The sequence below is a fragment of the Haloarcula sp. Atlit-120R genome (genome assembly GCF_003665885.1).
Classification (GTDB): Archaea; Halobacteriota; Halobacteria; order Halobacteriales; family Haloarculaceae; genus Haloarcula; species Haloarcula taiwanensis.
Map to the genome: position 1 here is coordinate 1 of NZ_QPLN01000006.1, position 20,077 is coordinate 20,077.

Here is a 20,077-nt window from a genome sequence, read left to right on the forward strand (position 1 = left end):
GTGAGCTGGGTTTAGACCGTCGTGAGACAGGTCGGCTGCTATCTACTGGGTGTGTTATGGTGTCTGACAAGAACGACCGTATAGTACGAGAGGAACTACGGTTGGTGGCCACTGGTGTACCGGTTGTTCGAGAGAGCACGTGCCGGGTAGCCACGCCACACGGGGTAAGAGCTGAACGCATCTAAGCTCGAAACCCACTTGGAAAAGAGACACCGCCGAGGTCCCGCGTACAAGACGCGGTCGATAGACTCGGGGTGTGCGCGTCGAGGTAACGAGACGTTAAGCCCACGAGCACTAACAGACCAAAGCCATCATTCATACGCACTGTGACTCATTCACCGACGAATTAACTCGTCGCTGAGCGAGTCCAGGCGCAAACTGGATCGCACGGACAGACGGTGGAAGACCGACCGAGACTGGTATTTCGTGGTTCGATTCCACGACTCGGCGTTAGGCGGCCACAGCGGCGGGGTTGCCTCCCGTACCCATCCCGAACACGGAAGATAAGCCCGCCAGCGTTCCGGGGAGTACTGGAGTGCGCGAGCCTCTGGGAAACGCGGTTCGCCGCCACCATTCATACCTTACATAGCCCACTCAGGAGAGGCATCTCTCCCGAGTGGGCTTTCCGTATTTATACAGTTGACCCACTCAATGAACAGATAGTTCTCGCACTCCGTGAGTCGTCTGTGACACGCTGGTAATCATCCAACTATCAGTGACTGAAACGGTCATGCGAAAATATCTGTCAGTGTAGTTCTAGCTTGCGGTAATCGTGTGGTTGGACAGTATCACTCTGGAAGGGCTTCAGGATCTCCGTGAGCGAACAGGACGCACCCGCTGACCAGTCTCTCCAGACGAACCGGATGGGTGATCGGCTACTGGAACTCACACCGCTGGCCACTGACGAGGTTCAGGACGGACTGGAGAGTTACTCGGTTTTACGGAGTTGGTCATTGACCTCATAGAGCCATCCACGGTCAAGAAGTCGGTCAACCACGTATACTGCATCAGCGTGCTCTTCAATATGTTCGGACTCAGCCAGAAGGAACTCATGTGCTTCAGTCTTAGAGAGTTCGTCAGTACCTGAGGTGTACGCTCTCTCAAGCGTCTGATAGGAATTTTGAACCCAGTCTGGGAGCGGGGGTTGGCCTGTGCGTTTCATAACCCTAGTCAGTCAACTATACACTATACTTGAGAGCCTGCAACTTTACTTCCCCGGACGGTTGGATGCAATTCTGATTTCGAGGCTGAGACACTTTGGGCTGAGATGTTGATTACAGGAGTGAACTACCCTACCCTACTCGCTCACGGCTTGCGCCGTTCGCTCCTTGAGGGTAGGGCTTCCTGCTTCCACGACGCGCTTTGCAGACACGGGTGTATCCACAGGGAGCACAGTCTCCACAGGCGTTCCTTCGGAGTGACCCACTCCTAACTGCTTGATACCGCGAGAAAGAATGTTCCACGCCGCGTTCGCGTCCCTGTCCGCCTCAAACCCGCAGGCAGGACAGGTGTGCTCGCGCACCCACAACGGCCTATCGGTCGAAACGCCGCAGGACGCACACTCTTTGGTCGTCCCACTCGGATTGACCGCGACGAAGTGTGTACCCTCCCGCTCACACTTGTATTCGACCAACGAGAGGAACGTTCGCCACGCGGCGGACGCCGTGTTGCGGCTGTTCGACGGCGATTCCATCATCCCCTTCACGTTCAGGTCTTCGACCGCCACGAGGTCATACTTCCGAGCGTAGTAGTTCGAGAGTTTGTGTAAGAAGTCGCGGCGCTTGCGTCGGAGGTCCGCATGACACTCCGCTACGCGCCGCCGTTGCTTCTTGTAGTTGTTCGACCCGTGTTGCTTCCGCGAGAGGTTCCGTTGCTCGCGCTCCAAGCGTTTGCGCTCGTCGGGGATGGCTCGGTGGAGTCGAATCGGTATATCTCCGAGTTTCGAGAGTGACAGCACAGCCTGACTGCCCTTTTTGTTGAGCTTGAAGCCAGACTGACTGTATGTGAAACTGCGAAACTCGCGTCATTAGCTACGATCAGACGTCCGATTCTATGACTGACGACACGGTCACTGTAGAGAAGGACCAGCAGATACCGGGGTATCGATTAATTAATCCCGATCACCAAACGCAGCGTCTGAATTGAAGCCAAAAATCAGGACGATCGAAGCGTATCTGAAAGATGATACGGGAACCGTAAAGCGGTATCAAGACGCGTTTCAACGGGTGCTTGGGGAGTGTATCGAGGGAAATAAAACATTTGCAGGGAGCTAGGGTAACAACCTACGTTTAGTCGCGATGCTAGTCATTTTCACGATACCATTAGGCGTGACGATCCTGCTAACTTGGTATGCGGCTCTTTGATAACGGAATCATAACTTGGTGGTCTCAAATACATCAGCTATTCCACCTACGTAATCTACCTCATCTAAATAAGCTACCTTAGGTGTCTAAGGCACACTATCTAAGTTACCTAAGGCAGAACAGCTAAGTCACCTAAGGTAGATAAGCCTGCTATGAGTGATGAAGCACCAACGCCCCGCGCAGTCAGTGTGGGCGTCTTGAAAGGCGGCTTCGGAAAGACAACGACAGCGATCAACCTCGGGCGCGAGCTTGCCCATCGAAACGAACGCGCGTTACTGATCGATCTTGACGACAACGGCCACATGACGCTTATTCTAGGTCATGACGACGCGTACCGGGGTGAGCGCTGGAACACGAACCACGCCGCCGATGTCTTGCTTGACGGCGCGGACCCGCATGATTACATAACAAACGTTAGTGATGGGCTCGACCTTTTCCCAGCTCACGTTGACCTAGAAGACGTCCAGTCGGGGCTTAAGGAGGCTACGATGGGGACGACACGTCTCAAAGAGGAACTAGTCGGCGAACTGCTCGGCGAAGCGTACGACTATATCGTCATTGACTGTCCGGCCAATCGCGGGAAGCTTAACGACAATGCGATGTATGCGACCGGGAACATTATCATCCCACTCCGGCCAGAGAACGGCTATGAGACCGGGTTGACGAATACAGTCCAACGCTTGGTCATGGAAGCACGAGAGTACTTCGATCTCGATATTCTCGCCGTGACGCCGACAGACCTCAGCGACCGTATTGACCAAGACACGCGCGACCGCCGGCTACTCCGGGAAATGACCACCCGCGAGGCCGTCGCAAAACACGTCCCGAACTACGCGTATCTCTCACCCGAGGACTGGGAGAACGTGGATAACGGAGCGTATGACCATGACCTTCCTGGTATTCGACACCGAGCGGCTATCGACAATGCGAACGACGAGGGCGTACCGTTGCGCGACTACGACCCTGGGTGCGATCAACTCCAGTGTTACGACGAACTCGCAAAAATCGTCGAGACTGGGGAGGTGCGTCGCTAATGGGTTTCGATGATCTTGAAGACGCAGCGGCCCAGCAAGATGCTGACGACGCTGACGACGCGGGCGAGACGAAATCAAAACCTATGCCAGATACAAATCAGACCGACCGCCAACAGTCGGAACCGTCTACAGAAAACGACGGCAACGACTGGAAGCGTCGACCGGCGTTCCCGTACGACGACGCCTCACAGGAGGCTATCTACCCGAGGTCCGACACATGGGACGAGTTCGAGGACATACTCGACTTCGAAGTGAAACGTGAACTCCGCGATGCTGGCTTGCGGGATATCCCGAAACGGGAGTACCACGAGGCACTGCTCAAGTTGGCGATGGAAAACCCAGACCGGCTTGCAGAACTCGTGATAGACGGTCGGAAGTCCTGAAGCCCAATTCGTAAAAATGACCGACCTGAAAGAGACCAACCGCCATGTCTCGAACACGCTGCTGGGACAAATCAACGAGTAGTACGGTGACGAGGACTAGAACGGGTGACATCGCCAACTGACAGCGGCGAATATATTCCGAACTTGAGTAAGATCTCATCTCGGGACTGACTGAATTTCTAGACACCGGATTTTGATTGTCTGGCCCTTTTGATGTCGATTTCTATTCGAAAGGGTACACGACCAGAAGTTTAGACCGGCGTTCTCAATGCATATGAAACTACCTTCCTTCGCTTGCCCCGATTAGAGTGCCTGCTCGACAAACTGCGACACAATGCGGTCTTCGGCATCCCCACAGAAGTTGAGACCGCCGCTCTCAATGGACGAGTTCAATCGTCTCCGTGTCATGAAGAGCGCCGGTGGTATCTCATGCGTGACCCTGCGATGATTCGTCTGCCGTCTGCAGTACAGGAGTGGCCGAAGCTACAGAATGCATAAAGGGAATCATGAACCTATGCGGACAACAATAGTGTTGTTTATCAAAGGTCAGAATTTGAGCGCAGTAGTTGAGACTGGTTCTCTCAATGCATACGATCTGAGCGACACTGTAGTTACCTCAACGCACTATCACCTGTCAATATCGGGCGTTCTGCATGAACTGGACTGAATTTGTGCCTAACCTGTGGCCGATTTCGGCAATCGACACCGCTCTCGACCAGCTATCTCTTTCAAAAGTGAGTGATAACTTCTAAATCTACTATAGCTGTTTGTGGTGCTATTATACTCTTAAACCGATGTTTAGAATTTTGTTGTGACAACAGATGGTAATAACAACGGAAAGTTTTCTGAGATATTAGAGCAGGTTCGACTGCGTATTAACAAGCCATGATTATTTCGTTGTAGTGCTAAGGGCCAGCATTTCAAGCCGGCTCGTGTGTCACCTTTGACTTGGACGATTTTGACAGACGAGGGACCCTCTCATCAGCATCCGGTGGTTCGTAAGAATATTTCTCTTGACGTTCAATTCTGGATGGCGGACGAAGCGCAAACCAATACCACCCAGCGTGGAGATTCGATGGTCGACGGAATAGATCCGACTGAAACGAGACGATCGGTGCTTACTGACGGAGCCACCACCACCCGCTCACAATCACGACTGCCGCGAGTACGGCCACGCCGACGACGAGGGCAGTGTCGCCGCCCGGACCCGACGGTTCTGCGATGGTTACTGCTACGAGCGACGGTTCCATCCGGATCATGTCACCGTTGGTCGTCTCGGCGGTCGCGTTGAGCGCGACGGCGTGGGTGCTCTCGACTGCGTCTTCCGAGACCGAGAGTTCGAAGCCGAGCGTCGCGGTCTCGCCGGGGTCGAGCGCGCTGACGAACGCGCTGGAGGATTCGCTGGTGAACGGCGGGGCCGTCGCGATGCTGACTCGCACGTCTTCGAGGCGCGCGTCGCCGACGTTCGTGACGCGGACGCTGAGCCTGTTGCTCGTGTCGATGCCGTAGCTGGCGTTCACCGCCTCGAACGCGAGGCGGTCGGGCTGGGGCACGACATCACCGCGGACGCGGAGCGGCGCGCTCTCTCTGGCATCGCCACTCGGTCCCTCGTAGCGGACGGTCACGTCGAGCGGCCGGGGACCGGCCTCAGCCGTCGGGGCGACTGCTGCGTCGAACGTGAAGTCGGCCGTGGCGCCCGTCTCGATATCGCCGAGGGCGTACGTCGTCTCCGCGAACCGGACATTCGGCGATGGAGAAGAGATGACGACCACGGCATTGCGTGTCGGTGTGGGACCACGGTTGACGACCGTCCCGCGCACCTGCCCCTCCTCACCGACAGCCAGCGAGACGTCGGGATTTCGGACGGCGAAGTCGGGCTCAGGCGCGACGGCCACCCCGATGCTTGCGGGCCTGGCCGACGCATCGGCACCCCGGTCGGTCCGGTAGTCGACGGCCGCGTCAAGCGTGTAGGTCCCGCCCTCCGTGCTGGGCGGCGCGGTCACGTCGAAGGTGAACGTCCGTTCGGCCTCAGACGGCCAGTCCCCGACGAACCGGGTGCTCGCATCCTCTCCGTCAACGGCGAGTGCCCAGCCAGCCGACCGGAGGGTGAGCGTGGCTTCATTCGTCCGCGCCCCGTCGTTCCGGAGCGTGACGCCGAGCGTTCCCGACCCGCCGGCCGCCACGTCGCTGTCCACGTCAGTGACGACGAACTGGCGGTCGGTCCGTGGCTCAACGCCGACGACGCTGGACTCATCGGTCTGCCGGACGCCGCGGTCGTCGTCAAACGCAGTGGTCACCCGAAATGGGTACGTCGCGTTCGTCGCTGTCTCGGTCGCTGCAACCACGTAGGTCAGCGTCCGCCGTTGCCCGGGATCCCACGCGCCGGCGTAGTGGCTCGACGTTCCTGACGACCCGACGCGGACATCGGGATCCAGCGAACCCAGTGAGACGGCCGTCTCGTTCGCCGCCTCGCTGCCGACGTTTTCGAGGGTCACAGAGACCGTGCCGACGCTCGCCGGTCCCACGTCGGCCTCGGTGTCGATGACGGCGAACTGGGCTTGCTCAACGACCCGGACTGTCACGGACAGCGTCCTCTCGACTGTCCGCGATTGAGAGAAGCCGCCGCCCTCGTCGATCTCCGACGTGTGCGTGTACGCCACGCGCAGGGGGAGGCGATACGATCCGGGTGAGGCGTCTTCATCGACCGAGATACTGAATGGGACGACCCGCTCGCCACCGTCGGCAATGCTTCCGACGCTCTGCCGGCCAGTGGTGACGGAGAGCGGCGCGTCGCCCGCCCGAAGCTGGGTGCTGACGCCGGTTGCCGTGAGAACCCGCTGATTCAACTCCGGGTTCGTCGTCGACATGGTCTCCAGTTCACCCGCATTGGTGAGCGTTACCGCAAGCGTCGCCTCCTCGCCAGCGGCGACGCGGTTGTCGGCGAGCGAAGCGGAGAGCTCCGGTGCCCCCCTGACGAACCCCACGACAACGCCGGTAGCAAGCAGCGAGCAGATGACCACGACGGTCAGCAGCTTCGTTGCGGTTGCGAGTCGGCTCATGATCTCTCCATTGATCGGTCCGTCTCAGTGGCAATTCCGCCGTCGCGGAGTGTGGTAGGATCGTACATTGGGTATTGGTGGATCGGCGGTCGGTGGCATCGGTCACGCCATCAGATGTCCCGCCGTTGGAACAGGACGACACTCACGCCGACGCAGGCGATGGCTCCCGCGAGCAGAAGCAGCGCGCCGGCCACGTCGTAGGTCCCCTCGCTGAGGATGTCTACAGGACTGAAGTACCGCGTCGGGCTGAGGGCCCCGAGCCATTCGAAGTCGGTGTCGGTGGTTACTGTATCCAACAAGAACAGGCCGAACACCGCACCGATCCCGCCCCGCTGGGCGATGTCGGCGCGGTCCAGGCGGACAGACAGCAGCAGGCCGAAACCGGCACACATCAGCAAATACGGGATCGAAAGCAGGTGAAGCGCGAACAGCGACACGGGGTCGATTGTCTCGTCGATAGCGAGGAGGCCGACATAGACCACGAACGGCGTCACTAGGTTGACGCCGAGGACGGGGACCAGCAATGAGAGGTACTTCTCGACCACGACCCGCGAGCGCGAGATCGGCGTCGCGAGCAGCATGTCTAGTTGCCCGGTCTCGACATCCCCCGCAACGAGCGCGCCCCCGCTGTACGCGACGTACAGCCCGAGCAACAGGAGCCAGAGGAACTGGTACATCTCGATCGAGAGGAACCCCTCGACGGTCGAGAAGTTCGCTGACCCGACGAATCCCTCCTGGAATGCCGGCGGGAGGCTCTCGACGTACTCGTCGAAGTCGACGCTCGACTCGGCGATGGACGGATACAGGAAGACGATGAGCAGCGCGTAGACCGCGAGCAGGACGGTGAGGACGGCCGTCCCTCGCATCCGTCGGCGGCCCTCGTAACGGGTCACTTCGAACATCAGTCCGCTCCATAGAAGTGCATGAACACATCTTCGAGCGGTGGTTCCTCGATTTCGAGATCGACGATGTCGTAGTCAGCAAGCACCGACACAAGAGTGTTGTAATCGCCAGTGAACGTGAACTGGACGCCGTCATCGAACGTCTCTCGGTCGAGGATACCCTCACCGCTTAGCCTGGCGAGGTCGGCATCGGACCGCGTGTGGACCCGGACACGCTTCCCGCCGCGCCGGAGCAATGCATCAATCTCCTCGAGGGTCACGAGTTTTCCCTCGCGGATGATTCCGACCCGGTCACAGACTCGTCGGACCTCGCCGAGGACGTGTGAGGAAAAGAACACCGTCTTGCCCTTCGATCGCTCTCCCCGGATGAACTCGTTGAACGCCTCCTGTTTCAGCGGGTCCAGCCCGGAAGTCGGTTCGTCCATAATGACCAGTTCCGGGTCGTGCATGAACGCCTGAACGATACCGACCATCTGTTTGTTGCCCCGGGAGTACTCCCGGATCTTCCGGTTGAGTGGCGGATCGAACAGCTCCAGCAACTCCTCACGCCGCTCGCCGCCTTTGAGCGACGATTGGTAGTCAAGGTACTCGCGGCCCGTGACCTGTTCGTCAAGGCCTGGATCGCCTGGCAGATACCCGATTTCAGCCTTCGCTTCGAGGAGTTCGTCTTCGTCGCGAACGTCATGGCCGAGCACCGTCGCGGTTCCCTCGGTCGGCGACTGGAAGCCGAGCAAACTGCGAATCGTCGTCGTCTTCCCCGCGCCGTTCGGCCCGAGGTAGCCGAAAATCTCGCCCTCTTGAACGGTGAACGTCAGGTCATCGTTGGCCCGAACGTCGCCGTAGTGTTTGCTCAGCCCCGATACCTCAATCGCCGCCATGGGCGCAAATGACGGCAAGAGAACATAATATTTTGTACGGCACTGTCTAGTTGAGCGAGTTTGAGAAGCGAGGAGGTAGTAGCGAGAAGTGCCTATGCAACTCGCAGACCTCCTCAGAGAAACGTTAAATAAGGACAGCCAAGACATTTGGGAGAGTGAGCGCACCCCGACACCCGTTCGGCGGTTTGGGGTGCGTCTCCATACTGCGGGGCTGTCGATCGGGGAGACGATCGCTATCTTAGACCTGCTGGGTATCGATCGTTCTCACGGCGCGGTCTGGTATTGGGTGCATACACTGTCTGAGGAACAGAGCGACCCGCCGACGGCGCAGCCGTCGCGGGACCGACCCCGCGGCGGCGTTCCTGCATCGGCTCACTCAGAGACATGATGTTGCCGATTCAGTGTTTCTTGTCGATGCTGGCGGCTATCTGACTGCCCTCTCACGTCACGATTTGAGCGGTCAGCGCGACTTCCGAATTTGGAACCACATCGAAAAGTGGTTCCAGACTGTGACCATGCGAATCGACCGCTTTCACTCCTTCTGGAGGGGCAGTCAATCCAGCGCGAAACAGTGGCTCAGACGCTTTAGACACCACTACAACCACGAAGGAGCAAACCAAGCACTCGACGGACGAACGCCAGCTGAGGTCATCCAGAACTAGACAGTGCCAAATAGATCTATCATCCTGATTGGGGATCTCCTGAATCAGCAGGCTGTCTTATGTAAAAGTGGTGATGTTAGACGAAACCACTTGTCTTCGGGAGTCGATTCATGGATTTGGAGACTTAAGTCCAGATTTATTCGACCACCAAGTCTTAACTAACGATCCCTTCTTTCCGCACCCGGTGTTGGTTAACCTCTCGAAGTTAGCTGGTTTAGACAGATAGTTGACCCTTTCTCTAGACGCAGCCCTTATTGCCGCTGTAAAGATCGGGAAAAGGTGTAGATACGAGTCAGTCAGCGGGTCACACCCCACGTTGCCGCTGTAAACCAACACGTCGACGGTCCCCTACGGAGAATCCAGTTGCTCCCGAGGCGGTCTCAAGCAGGAGTCCAATCAATTCTCACGCGCGGGCCTCGACGAAACCGTAGGTCAATTCGATGACTATCGAGCTGATGGATCCCAGGACAGAGGTCATCATAGACCTTTCAGAAGTCGAAAGCAAGGCAGGTTCGGGCGGTTCGTAGGGGCACAGCTACGGGAACGGGAAGCGGCTAGTACTGATTCGGTATTCTTCCCCCCGCTTGTCTTTCACAGTCAGTTGCTTCTCTGTACTGACTAATGCTCACTCAAACTGCTTAGCGACATTGAGAGCTGTATATGCTCTCTCTATTAGCAGTCAGACGAATTTTTGGGCGTATCGTGGCCAGTCTATCGCGTGGTTGCGAGTTGTGATTCTCAACGCACTGTCTTTCGACGGATCGCACAGCAGTCATACGCGGAATGGCCAGCGTATGATTCGACGCCACTCTATGACCGGAGTTCTCTCGCCGGCTTGGAAGAAGACATCCGTACCGTTGCCTCCACATGGTTTGACCATCAGGCACACCACTCCACCGACGAGTTCGTGTCTCACTACCCAGTAGCGTATGTCGAGTTTGGGCCACATGACCGGTATTCGGGAGCCACCCAGTACGAGATGGCCCAACTGTTCCGACTGTTTCTGCTCAAAGAAATTCACGGCTGGACCCACGAAACGGCACTCCTCACGTATCTCACTCACCATCCTGATCTCCGTGAGCAACTAAACATAGAGACGGTCCCAGACCAGTCGACGCTGTGGCGCAGTTGGCATAAGCGGTTCACCGCCGAACTTCGTGAGACAGTCGAGGCAGCCGCTCGGACTATTCTGATCAAAGCTCAGGACGCGGGCGTTGCTGTTCCGCGCGAGCCAGAACGTCAGCTTCCATTTTCCGGTGATGAACAAGAGGAATCAGGCCCAGATAATCAGGCTCTCCTCGACGAAGCGGCATCAATTACGGACCACATCAGTCACGTCGTTTTCCCGGCATTCTCACTGAATCGCGACAATGGCTGTGAGATCCACGAGAACGCTTACTGGGACTTGCAAACGCATCTCGGACTCCGTGAGCGGCTAGCTGCCAATGAAGGGGCTCGCAGTTTCGTGTATGAATCGACTCGAGATCGTACTCCATTGGGCCATGCCCATCGCAATCAGATTCGTGATCTCTCTATCGAGCAAATTCGAGAGATGTACCGGCAGGCTGTGAATCGACTGTTGGAGGAAGCAGCAGAGACGCAGGAGTTCTTCCGAGCAGGGATCGTCGCTATCGATCTCACTGAGGCGGACCCGTTTACAGGTGACAGAACCGGGTACGAAGACGAGATTATTGGGACAAAGGAAAAAGACCGATGAGTACGCCTATCAGTGGGCTACGGTCCAGTTGGTCGGCAACGCCGTCCCAATCGTGTTAGACGCACGGCCGGTTCGGAAAGGCCAGACTCGCAAGGAGATTGTCGAGGATCTACTCGACTCTGCCGAGGATCTCGTTCACGTCGATAACGTATTGATGGACCGGGAGTTCGACAGCCAGCACATTCTGGAGATGCTCAGCCAGCGTGGACTGTCGTACGTCGTGCCGAAGCGGATGCAAACCAGTGAGAAAGCCCGGGCAAAGCGGTTGCTCCGACGTGATCAAAACCGGTACGAGACCGACCGCAAGCTCCATCTCGGGAAGAATGAATGGCACGAGACAACGCTGATCTACCGACAGAAAGAGGATTCAGAGTACGACGATCACCGGCAGTATTCGGTATTCATGTCCAATCGCGGTAGTGGCTTCCTTACTGAGTACGGGTACCGGTGGGAGATTGAGAGTGGCTACAGGTCGATTAAGCGATTCATGGCCGCAACGACATCAAAAGATTTCGGATTACGGTTCTTTTATTTCGCGTTCGCGTGTCTACTGTACTCGATTTGGCGAGCAGTGGACCTGCTGGTACAGGTTGAGTTGACCGACGACTACGAGCATTCGCCAATTGTGACGGCCGATAACACGCTGACGCTGTTGAAGAAGGAAACGGGAATCGGATAGTGTGGGGGCTCTACCCGTGTTAGCGCGGCGTCTAAGTGGCAACGCTGTCGGAAGCCGCCGAAATTCGCGCATGTGGTTGAAATTTCAATAGGAATAGCCGTTTGGAGAGCAATCTGAGCCAGTTCCCGATCACTGAAACAGCCGAAACCACGCATCATAGGCCCGCTAAACCCGCTATAGTCTCAACTTCCACACATTCGCAGAAGTTGAGACTGGGTCTCTCAATGCATACGCTTCCCAGATGCAGTCTCTCTAGCAGTCAATGACAGCCTTCTATTGCAAGACTTACCATGAGACTGTAACGCAACTCGTTAAAATATCCCAAACACAGGTCTAACCATGTTCTCGGCGACAAACTACCATGGACGTTCCAACCGTCTCAAACGACCTTCCTGCACTCGGACTCGGGACATACAAGAATGAGGGAGACCAGGTCACTGAAAGCGTCAAGACTGCGCTTGACGTCGGTTATCGTCATATCGACACCGCGCAAGTATACGACAACGAAGCCGCCGTTGGCGCCGGAATCGAAGCATCGTCCGCACCTCGAGAAGAAGTCGTCGTCGCCACGAAGATCTGGAATGATGATCTCGCAGGGAACGATGTCGTCGCGAGCGCTAAAGAGAGCCTCGACCGGCTCGGGCTTGACCGTATCGAGATACTCTATGTCCACTGGCCGGCGGGTGGCTACGAGCCAAGCAAGACTATTCCGGCCTTCAATCAACTGTACGACGAGGGCCTTGTCGATAGCATCGCAGTCAGCAACTTCCTCCCCGAGCAGTTAGAGACTGCGCTGGACCGTTCTGACGCACCAATCGTTGCTAACCAAGTCGAACTCCACCCACTCTTCCAGCAGTCCGAACTACAGGAGTTCTGTGAGACAAACGGCGTCGCTGTAGTCGCCTACGCCCCCATCGCTCGTGGGAAGGTATTCGACGTGCCAGAACTAGGCGAAATCGCCGAGAAACACGGGGCTAGCGAGGCTCAGGTCAGTCTAGCGTGGCTTCGACAAAACGGTATCGCTGCTATTCCCAAGGCCACCAGTAAAGAACACATCCGCGCGAACTGGGAGAGTCAAGATCTCACGCTCGACGATGAAGACCTCTCGAAGATTGCCACACTCAGCTATAACAAACGGCAGGTCGACCCCGACTTTGCCCCGTGGTAACGACGTAGACACACGCTGACAGAATACAGATTTCTGTCTGTCTTTTCATCTCCGCGTCAGGATATTCGATAGACTGCTTCGATAGCCACGACTCAGCAGCAGTGAGCCGATACTGGTAGGTCATCGTGTAAATACCAAGCTGTCGGCAATATCGATGGCAATCAGATGATGTGACGTGATTTCTCGCAGTAGACAGACTCAACGGCTGTTTTACTGTTTCACGATGCTCTGCTCTTATTTTTTGTCGCTCTCTGGCCCTAAATGACACAAACGACCCGGTCAATTGGAATATCACAACTGGCGATATTAGTAGTCTCTGAGCCCCACACACCAGTTGAGATATTCCGAACGAGGGCTGAATCGGGTCCCTCCCATCGAGGAAAATGTGCAATCCGACCAATCCGAACCAGCACACGACGACTCGCCCGGTGACAGCTCATCGGCGGGCGAACCGGTATCGCGCTTCTTCCCCTATCCGGCAGCACTGCTCGCGCTCACGATCAGCGCCTTTGCCATCGGGACGAACGAGTTCATCATCGTCGGCCTGTTGACTCCAATCGGCACCGACCTCGGCGTCACTGTTGCGACAGCCGGGCTCCTTGTGAGCCTGTACGCGCTCGCTGTCGCGTTCGGTGCACCTGTCATTACTGGCTTGGCGAGTCGAGTCGGCAGGCGAAAACTGCTGTTGAGCTTGATGGGGCTATTCGTCGCGGGGAACGTCGTCGCAGCGTTCGCCCCCACGTACGAACTACTCGTTCTCGCACGCGTCCTGACGGGGCTAGCCCACGGTGTGTTCTTCGCCATCGGGTCAACTATCGCCGTCGACATCGTCAGAAAAGAACGCGAATCTAGTGCTGTCGCTATCATGTTTGCGGGGCTGACCGTCGCAACGGCGACCGGTGTCCCGCTTGGTACTTATATCGGTCAGAGCTTCGGTTGGAGAACGACCTTCTGGGCTATCGTTCTTCTCGGCCTGATCGGCTTCGTTTCTAGCTGGGTTCTCCTCCCGCGTGACCTAGAAAACAAAGAACAAGGGTCGTTTGCGGACCAGCTTTCGGCTCTCGTTGAGGGTCAAATCCTCCTCGTCCTCGCAATGACTGCCATCGGATACGGTGGCACGTTCGTCGCGTTCACCTATCTGGAACCAATCCTCCGCGAGATATCCGGCTTCGAGCCTGCGACAGTAAGTGCCCTGCTCGTCCTCTACGGTGCGGGTGTCTTCGTCGGTAATCTCGGTGGGGGAAAGCTCTCCGACCGCTTCGGTGCAGTCCAGACGCTCGTCGGACTGTTCGCCGTACAAGCAGTCGTCCTCGCAGCGTTTACATTCACCGCTAGCGACCCGACGTGGAGCATCGTCACGGTGTTCCTCCTCGGTGTTGTTGGCTTCGCAAACGTTCCGCCGCTGCAGACGTACATCGTCAATAAAGCCGAGCGCCTCGCCCCCGAAGCAGTGAATGTCGTCTCCGGACTCAATATCGGCGCATTCAACGTAGGTATCGCCGTCGGTGCGTACGTCGGTGGCTGGGTCACTGAGGGAGGCAACGGCCTCAGCCTCGTCGATACGCCGTGGGTCGGCGCGCTGTTCGTCCTCGGTGGACTCGCTCTGACTGTTCTCAGTTGGTTGCTCGACCGTCGGCAGTCGTCTTCGAAGACTCCCTCGGCAGTCACCTCTGACTGAGGCACGCCTCAGAGCAACATACCGCAGAATTCTATTTTAACGATCGTTTGTCCCGTCCCGTCAGATTCTAGGGGTGCCGACGCTCCCTACGCACTCAACTCGAGTTCGGTCGGGTCTGACCGTTCCTCAACCTCAGTTCCGAGTGAATTTGAGACAAATTGCCGTGCAAGCCACGCTTCAGCCCGCGTAAGTCGGTACTGAAGCGTCGAATTTGGGATACTGAGTTCGTTCGAGATGTCCTGTACGGTATTTCTGCGTGGCGACTCGTAGTAGCCGAACTCCACGGCTGCTTCGAGCGCTGCTTGCTGTTCGGGTGGTAACTCATCACCATCCACATCGAGTTCGTCTTCGAACCAACACTTCGGTTCACTCAGTCGTTGGACACTGAGAGACAAGCCGTCGCTCAGTCCATCATGTACGTCTTCGTAGATTGTACCGACGGTCTCCTCGTCATCAACGAGCAGTCGCCACTGATACTGTGACCCTCGGCGCACTGCCTGCATTAACAGCCCGTTCCCAATGTGCTTCGCAGCAACGTGAGGTATCGACTGCACACCTTCACCTTCCTCGCGGCAAGAGTAGACGATCCGGCTATCGGCGGTGCTTGAGAGTATCTCGTAGTCCCACTCAACGACTGGTGCTCCACACATTCCGATGACTTCGTTGCAGATCGAGACACTACCGAGAATCTGGTCGAACTCCTCGAGTGCCTCGGTCGGGCCAGTAAGATAGTCGAGACGCCACATTGCGTCCGTCGTCGCGTGAACGGCCATGGTTCTCGCTTTGAGGTCTGGGTTCTCGATGAAAACGTCCATGACCTCGTTGGCTCCCTTCTCGTATTCGACGGTGAAGACGAATTCGCGCATACTATTTCCCTTCGGGGTACCGGTATTTAGCCTTGCTTGGGATATTCCAACTCACTCGTGATACATTAGTAGACGGAGTGAGTTGATGATTGCGATCATCTAGCTTCGAGATACACCAAACAAAGGCTCAGACTCCCCTAGCACGTAGGTTCGACCCTATGACCGAGGTTAAGAACAATTTGACTAATTCACCCCTCCGATGTTACGAATGTGAACGCGAGTTTCGATATATCGGTCGGCCGCCGCATTCTGGATACTGCCCTAACTGTGAATCAAGGCTCGTTTCGCCAGCACGAGACCTTCGAATGATCACGTCTGACGTCAAAACAGACCACGTAGCCGTATCTACCGAACTCATATTGGTTGGACGTGACGCAACGGGAAGGCTATTCCAGTACTGGATTACACTCGATTCCCACCACAAAGCAACTGCTGTGCAACTCGATATCTGTACTGATTCGATTACATATGACAGTTCCAACCCTGTTCCGAACGAACTCGTTCCTCCAGCCGTCGAACAGGCTATCCGGGATGTCGCTACGACGTTCACCGGGTGGAAGATTCCGATTCAGTAACAGCAGGAAAACTGCCACAAAATTGGCTTCAGCATAGTTTGGAATATTCCAGACGAAGACACAACCTCGTTCTGGTTCAAGCTGAAGCCAGCATGCCAACTACGCGAGAACACCGATTCAATGATGGCTATGACCAGATGTTCGGAGACGTGAACGGTGACGACGACCTAACGCTTGGATTATTCTTCCCTATCGAATCCGTCGATGGCGGACAGCCAGCGATGGAAAACCAGGTTGAGTTAGCTCAGCAGGCAGAAGGATACGGTTTCAATGCGCTGTGGTTTCGGGATGTTCCCCTGTGGGACCCGTCGTTCGGTGATGCAGGGCATCTCTACGACACATTTGTCTACCTCAGTACGATTGCAGCCCAGACAGAGGAGATCGCCCTCGCAACCGGCAGTGTGATTCTCCCGCTTCGTCATCCCCTTCACGTCGCAAAGCAAGCGGCCTCGGTAGACCAACTCTCGGGCGGTCGTCTCGTGATGGGTGTGGCGAGCGGTGACCGACCGGTTGAGTTCCCTGCTTTCGACGTCGACCACGAGACTCGCGGTGAAAGATTTCGAGAGTCGTATCAGTTCGTGAAGCGAGCGCTGCGCGAAAAGTTCCCCGAAATCGACTCTGATCTTGGCACGCTGGATGGTAGTGCTGACCTCGTCCCGAAAACGACTGGCGAAATTCCGTTCCTCGTAACTGGCCACGCCCAGCAAGAACGAGACTGGATCGCAGCCAATGGAGATGGGTGGCTTTACTACACCCAGGAGTTCGAGACACAGTCTGCGCTCATCGACGACTGGCGAGCGCGGGTGCGAGAACAAACTGGTTCAGAGGCTACGCGAAAGCCGTTCGTGATGTCTGAACACATTAACCTTTCTGACGATCCGGACGCACCCCCTCGTCGTATCCACCAGGGCGTCGAACTCGGCCGAAATAGACTGATTGAACGAATCGAGACATGGGAAGAACTCGGCGTCGACCATCTTGCCATCAATCTCCGATACAATGAGCGCCCGGCCCCAGAAGTACTCGAAGAACTCGGACAAGAGGTGCTACCCGAAGTATCCGGACGAGTAGATCAGACCTCGGAGGTGATGCAATGAGTGATATTCCGTCGGAGATGACGGCCTACGTCGTCAACAAATATGGGGATTCGAACGTCTTCGAAGATCGAACTGTCGAGACGCCCTCTCCGGACGACGACGAGGTACTTGTCGAAGTAGCGGCGACGAGCGTGAATCCGATTGACGCGAAGATTCGTCGTGGCGACCTGCCTGATCTATCTCCGTTACTCCCCGCGATTCTCCACGGCGATGTTGCCGGAACAGTAGCTGCTGTCGGGTCTAAGGTCACAAAATACAACGTTGGTGACCGCGTGTTCGGCCTTGCAGGAGGCGTTACCGATTATCCCGGAGCTCTAGCTGAATATACCGTAACCGACGAGACGTTACTTGCCTCAGTCCCCGAGAATATCGATTTTGAAGCGGCCGCCGCACTCCCAATTGCAGGGCTAACAGCGTGGGAGATGGTGGTCAACGAAGCGGCTATTCAGTCAGAGAACCAAGTCCTTGTCCACGGTGGCACTGGTGGCGTCGGTCACTTTGCTGTCCAGTACGCTGCGGCAACTGGTGCTGATGTAGTTGCTACCGTTTCGTCAGCCGAGAAAGCGGACCAGGCAGGTAATCTTGGCGCGACAGATACAGCGAACTACGAAACGGAATCTGTCCAAGCGTATACTGCAGAGTATGCTAGTTCGGGTGGATTTGACGTTGTAATCGATACGGTTGGTGATGAGAACTTGGCACGGTCGTTCGAAGCTGTAGCCCCATATGGAACCGTTGTGTCAACTGAATCAAGTTCTGTTCCACGGCCGGACCTATTACACGAGAAGGCGCTCTCATTGAATCTCGTTCTCACTATTGTTCCGTTATTGACTGATGAACCACTCTCACGGCTTCAGGAAGGATTAAAGAATCTTTCGAAGCACACCAGTGCCGGAGATGTAAGTCCCCTTATCGACTCTGTCTATGAACTCTCCGACGTTGAACAGGCGCATCGTCGTGCGGAGCATCCTGATCGAATCGGAAAAGTGGTTCTTGAAAACTGACCGCTCAGACAATATCGTCCACAATCGTAATTAGAGAGACCCATTGATACAGTCAGATCTCTGCTCACGTGTTCAGACGGGACTATATTTAATCTGAATGCCCCCATCTCGAGAATCACAGCGGTCCATTTTTCGAGAAATCGCCCAGCACTCACATGCAGAGTGGCCAATTTACGAGTCGAGTCCGCTGTATGATCAAACGTCGCTTGCAGGACTGGAATCGGACGTTCAGGTTGTCTCACAAAGATGGTTCAGACACGATAATCACACTTCGGTTGAGAATTTTATCTGCTCGCTTCCGTTGGCGTATTTTAAATTCGACGCCCACAACCACTACGCCTCCTCGACCCGTTACGAGATGGCCACCCTCTTTCGGGTGTTCGTGCTGAAAGAATGCTATGGATGGGACCACGAAACAGCGCTCGTTGAATACCTCAGCTGTCATCCTTCGCTCTGCGATCAACTAGGGTTAGAGGCGATTCCGGACCAGTCGACAGTATGGCGGAGTTGGAACCAGCGGTTTACAGCTGACCTCCGTGATACTGTTGAGACGGCGGCTCGAACGATTCTTATCAAAGCCAAGAGCGCGGGTGTCGACGTTCCGCGTGAACCGGAGCGAAAGCTTCGATATCACGACGACGGCTCAGACGACTCGGAACCAGACGACAGAACTGTCTTAGAGCAGGCGGAGAAGCTCAGTGACCACGTCAGCCGCGTCGTCTTCCCCGCGTTCTCACTGAATCGCGGCGAGGGCTGTGAGATACATGAGAACGCGTACTGGGGCCTACAGACGTATCTCGGTCTACGGGAGGGCTTAGCCGCTAATGAAGGCGCTCGCAGCTTCACCTACGAGTCAACCCGGGAACGAACACCACTCGGGCACGCTCACCGCGACCACATTCGAGATTTCTCTATTGAACGGATTCGAGAGATGTACCGGCAGGCGATCCGGCACCTCCTCGACGAGGTCGCAGAGACAGAGGAGTTCTTCCGCGCCGGTATCGTCGCCATCGACATTACTGAAGCCGACCCTTTCACGGGCGATAGAACGGGCCACAAGGACGAAATCATCGGGACAAAAGAGCAAACTGACGAATACGCCTATCAATGGGCGACGGTCCAGCTGGTCGGCAATGCCGTCCCAATCGTGCTGGACGCGCGCCCCGTCCGAAAGGGGGAGGCACGACTGGAAATCGTCGAAGACTTGCTCGATTCGGCTGAGGACCTCGTTCACGTGGATAACGTGCTGATGGACCGGGAGTTCGATAGCCAGCACGTCTTGGAGATGATCAGCCAACGCGGGCTCTCCTACGTCGTTCCGAAGCGGATGCAGACCAGCGAAAAGGCTCAGGCTAAGCGGTTGCTCCAGCGCGACCAGGACCGGTATGAAACCGACCGCAAGCTCCATCTGGGCAAGAACGAATGGCACGAGACGACGCTGATCTACCGTCGGAAAGAGAACTCCGAACACGACGATCACCGGCAGTACTCGGTGTTCATGACGAATAGAGGGAGTGGACACCTCACTGAGTACGGCTATCGGTGGGAAATCGAAAGCGGCTACAAGTCGATCAAACGCTTCATGGCTGCCACCACGTCGAAGAATTTCGTGCTTCGGTTCTTCTACTTCGCGTTCGCGTGTCTCCTGTACTCGATCTGGCGTGCTGTTGACCTGCTCGTCCAGGTCGAACTGACTGGCGAGTACGAACATGCGCCAATCGTGACGGCCGACAATACGCTCACGCTGCTGAAGAAGGAGACCGGAATCGGGTAGATAGCCGCTCAGCCCGGGCTAATGCCGACTTTCTAAGTGGCAACGCTGCCGGTGATCTCAGAAATTCACGGATGTAGTTGATAGCACGACAGGAAAGGCCGCTTGAGAGTCGATCTGACGTAGTTTCTCGCCGCGAATTCGGTCGAAACCACGCATCACAGACCCGCTAAACCCACTGTAGTCTCAACTTCCAGGCTCACAGAAGTTGAGACTTGCCGTCTCAATGCATACGCTCTGG

General features: G+C 56.2%; 11 protein-coding genes, 2 rRNA genes and 3 pseudogenes. 11 read left to right on the forward strand and 5 right to left on the reverse strand.

Annotated features, from left to right (window positions below):
- Together DVK01_RS17790 and rrf are read left to right on the forward strand one after the other, a co-directional pair.
- Positions 1–318, forward strand: a 23S ribosomal RNA gene (locus DVK01_RS17790); the annotation flags it as partial.
- 132 nt (positions 319–450) lie between these two features.
- A 5S ribosomal RNA gene (rrf, locus tag DVK01_RS17795) occupies positions 451–573 on the forward strand.
- A 724-nt stretch (positions 574–1,297) separates the two neighbouring features.
- Here the strand turns inward: rrf and DVK01_RS17805 are convergent.
- Positions 1,298–2,023 (reverse strand): annotated as a pseudogene (locus DVK01_RS17805) (RNA-guided endonuclease InsQ/TnpB family protein); the annotation flags it as partial.
- Positions 2,024–2,515: 492 nt separating this feature from the next.
- Here DVK01_RS17805 and DVK01_RS17810 point away from each other — a divergent pair.
- The gene (locus tag DVK01_RS17810) at positions 2,516–3,397 is read left to right on the forward strand and encodes a ParA family protein (RefSeq protein ID WP_121537827.1); all 882 of its coding nucleotides are present in this window, start codon (positions 2,516–2,518) and stop codon (positions 3,395–3,397) included.
- Positions 3,397–3,780 (forward strand): hypothetical protein, encoded by a 384-nt coding sequence (locus DVK01_RS17815; RefSeq protein ID WP_004966141.1) that lies wholly within the window; start codon positions 3,397–3,399, stop codon positions 3,778–3,780. The genes DVK01_RS17810 and DVK01_RS17815 overlap by 1 nt, the downstream gene beginning before the upstream one ends.
- A 1,118-nt stretch (positions 3,781–4,898) precedes the next feature.
- Here DVK01_RS17815 and DVK01_RS17820 read toward each other — a convergent pair.
- From DVK01_RS17820 to DVK01_RS17830, 3 genes are all read right to left on the reverse strand, one after another.
- Positions 4,899–6,839, reverse strand: coding sequence for an NEW3 domain-containing protein (locus tag DVK01_RS17820; RefSeq protein WP_121537829.1), 1,941 nt, complete (start codon positions 6,837–6,839; stop codon positions 4,899–4,901).
- 110 nt (positions 6,840–6,949) lie between these two features.
- Positions 6,950–7,741, reverse strand: coding sequence for an ABC transporter permease subunit (locus DVK01_RS17825; RefSeq protein ID WP_121537831.1), 792 nt, complete (start codon positions 7,739–7,741; stop codon positions 6,950–6,952).
- Positions 7,741–8,619, reverse strand: a complete 879-nt coding sequence (locus tag DVK01_RS17830; protein ID WP_121513846.1) for an ABC transporter ATP-binding protein — start codon at positions 8,617–8,619, stop codon at positions 7,741–7,743. Before DVK01_RS17830 ends, DVK01_RS17825 begins: the two co-directional genes overlap by 1 nt.
- Before the next feature lie 94 nt (positions 8,620–8,713).
- On the opposite strand from DVK01_RS17830, the pseudogene DVK01_RS17835 reads away from it, so the two are divergent.
- The 4 genes and pseudogenes from DVK01_RS17835 (at position 8,714) to DVK01_RS17850 (ending at position 14,523) form a co-directional block, all read left to right on the forward strand.
- Positions 8,714–9,281, forward strand: a pseudogene (locus DVK01_RS17835) (IS6 family transposase).
- Between the two features lie 718 nt (positions 9,282–9,999).
- Positions 10,000–11,677, forward strand: a pseudogene (locus tag DVK01_RS17840) (transposase).
- Between the two features lie 361 nt (positions 11,678–12,038).
- Entirely contained in the window at positions 12,039–12,845 is an 807-nt protein-coding gene (locus DVK01_RS17845; protein ID WP_121537833.1) for an aldo/keto reductase, read from the forward strand.
- A 385-nt stretch (positions 12,846–13,230) separates the two neighbouring features.
- Positions 13,231–14,523, forward strand: coding sequence for an MFS transporter (locus DVK01_RS17850; RefSeq protein WP_121537835.1), 1,293 nt, complete (start codon positions 13,231–13,233; stop codon positions 14,521–14,523).
- 86 nt (positions 14,524–14,609) lie between these two features.
- Here DVK01_RS17850 and DVK01_RS17855 read toward each other — a convergent pair whose 3' ends face one another.
- Positions 14,610–15,389 carry a helix-turn-helix domain-containing protein gene (locus DVK01_RS17855; RefSeq protein WP_121537837.1) on the reverse strand — a complete coding sequence of 260 codons (780 nt, stop codon included), beginning with the start codon at positions 15,387–15,389 and terminating at the stop codon, positions 14,610–14,612.
- A 667-nt stretch (positions 15,390–16,056) separates the two neighbouring features.
- Here DVK01_RS17855 and DVK01_RS17865 point away from each other — a divergent pair.
- The 3 genes from DVK01_RS17865 (at position 16,057) to DVK01_RS17875 (ending at position 19,839) form a co-directional block, all read left to right on the forward strand.
- Entirely contained in the window at positions 16,057–17,061 is a 1,005-nt protein-coding gene (locus DVK01_RS17865; protein WP_121537841.1) for an LLM class oxidoreductase, read from the forward strand.
- Complete coding sequence (locus DVK01_RS17870; RefSeq protein WP_233562799.1) at positions 17,058–18,065, forward strand: zinc-binding dehydrogenase; 1,008 nt, start codon at positions 17,058–17,060, stop codon at positions 18,063–18,065. The genes DVK01_RS17865 and DVK01_RS17870 overlap by 4 nt, the downstream gene beginning before the upstream one ends.
- Positions 18,066–18,162: 97 nt before the next feature.
- Positions 18,163–19,839, forward strand: coding sequence for a transposase (locus DVK01_RS17875; RefSeq protein WP_121537843.1), 1,677 nt, complete (start codon positions 18,163–18,165; stop codon positions 19,837–19,839).
- Positions 19,840–20,077 lie beyond the last annotated feature (238 nt).

Coding starts and splice junctions, on each gene's coding strand:
- DVK01_RS17815 (WP_004966141.1), top strand. CDS start 3,397: ATGGGTTTCGATGATCTTGAAGACGCAGCGGCCCAGCAAGATGCTGAC.
- DVK01_RS17830 (WP_121513846.1), bottom strand. CDS start 8,619: ATGGCGGCGATTGAGGTATCGGGGCTGAGCAAACACTACGGCGACGTT.
- DVK01_RS17855 (WP_121537837.1), bottom strand. CDS start 15,389: ATGCGCGAATTCGTCTTCACCGTCGAATACGAGAAGGGAGCCAACGAG.
- DVK01_RS17820 (WP_121537829.1), bottom strand. CDS start 6,839: ATGAGCCGACTCGCAACCGCAACGAAGCTGCTGACCGTCGTGGTCATC.
- DVK01_RS17845 (WP_121537833.1), top strand. CDS start 12,039: ATGGACGTTCCAACCGTCTCAAACGACCTTCCTGCACTCGGACTCGGG.
- DVK01_RS17810 (WP_121537827.1), top strand. CDS start 2,516: ATGAGTGATGAAGCACCAACGCCCCGCGCAGTCAGTGTGGGCGTCTTG.
- DVK01_RS17865 (WP_121537841.1), top strand. CDS start 16,057: ATGCCAACTACGCGAGAACACCGATTCAATGATGGCTATGACCAGATG.
- DVK01_RS17875 (WP_121537843.1), top strand. CDS start 18,163: ATGCCCCCATCTCGAGAATCACAGCGGTCCATTTTTCGAGAAATCGCC.
- DVK01_RS17870 (WP_233562799.1), top strand. CDS start 17,058: ATGAGTGATATTCCGTCGGAGATGACGGCCTACGTCGTCAACAAATAT.
- DVK01_RS17825 (WP_121537831.1), bottom strand. CDS start 7,741: ATGTTCGAAGTGACCCGTTACGAGGGCCGCCGACGGATGCGAGGGACG.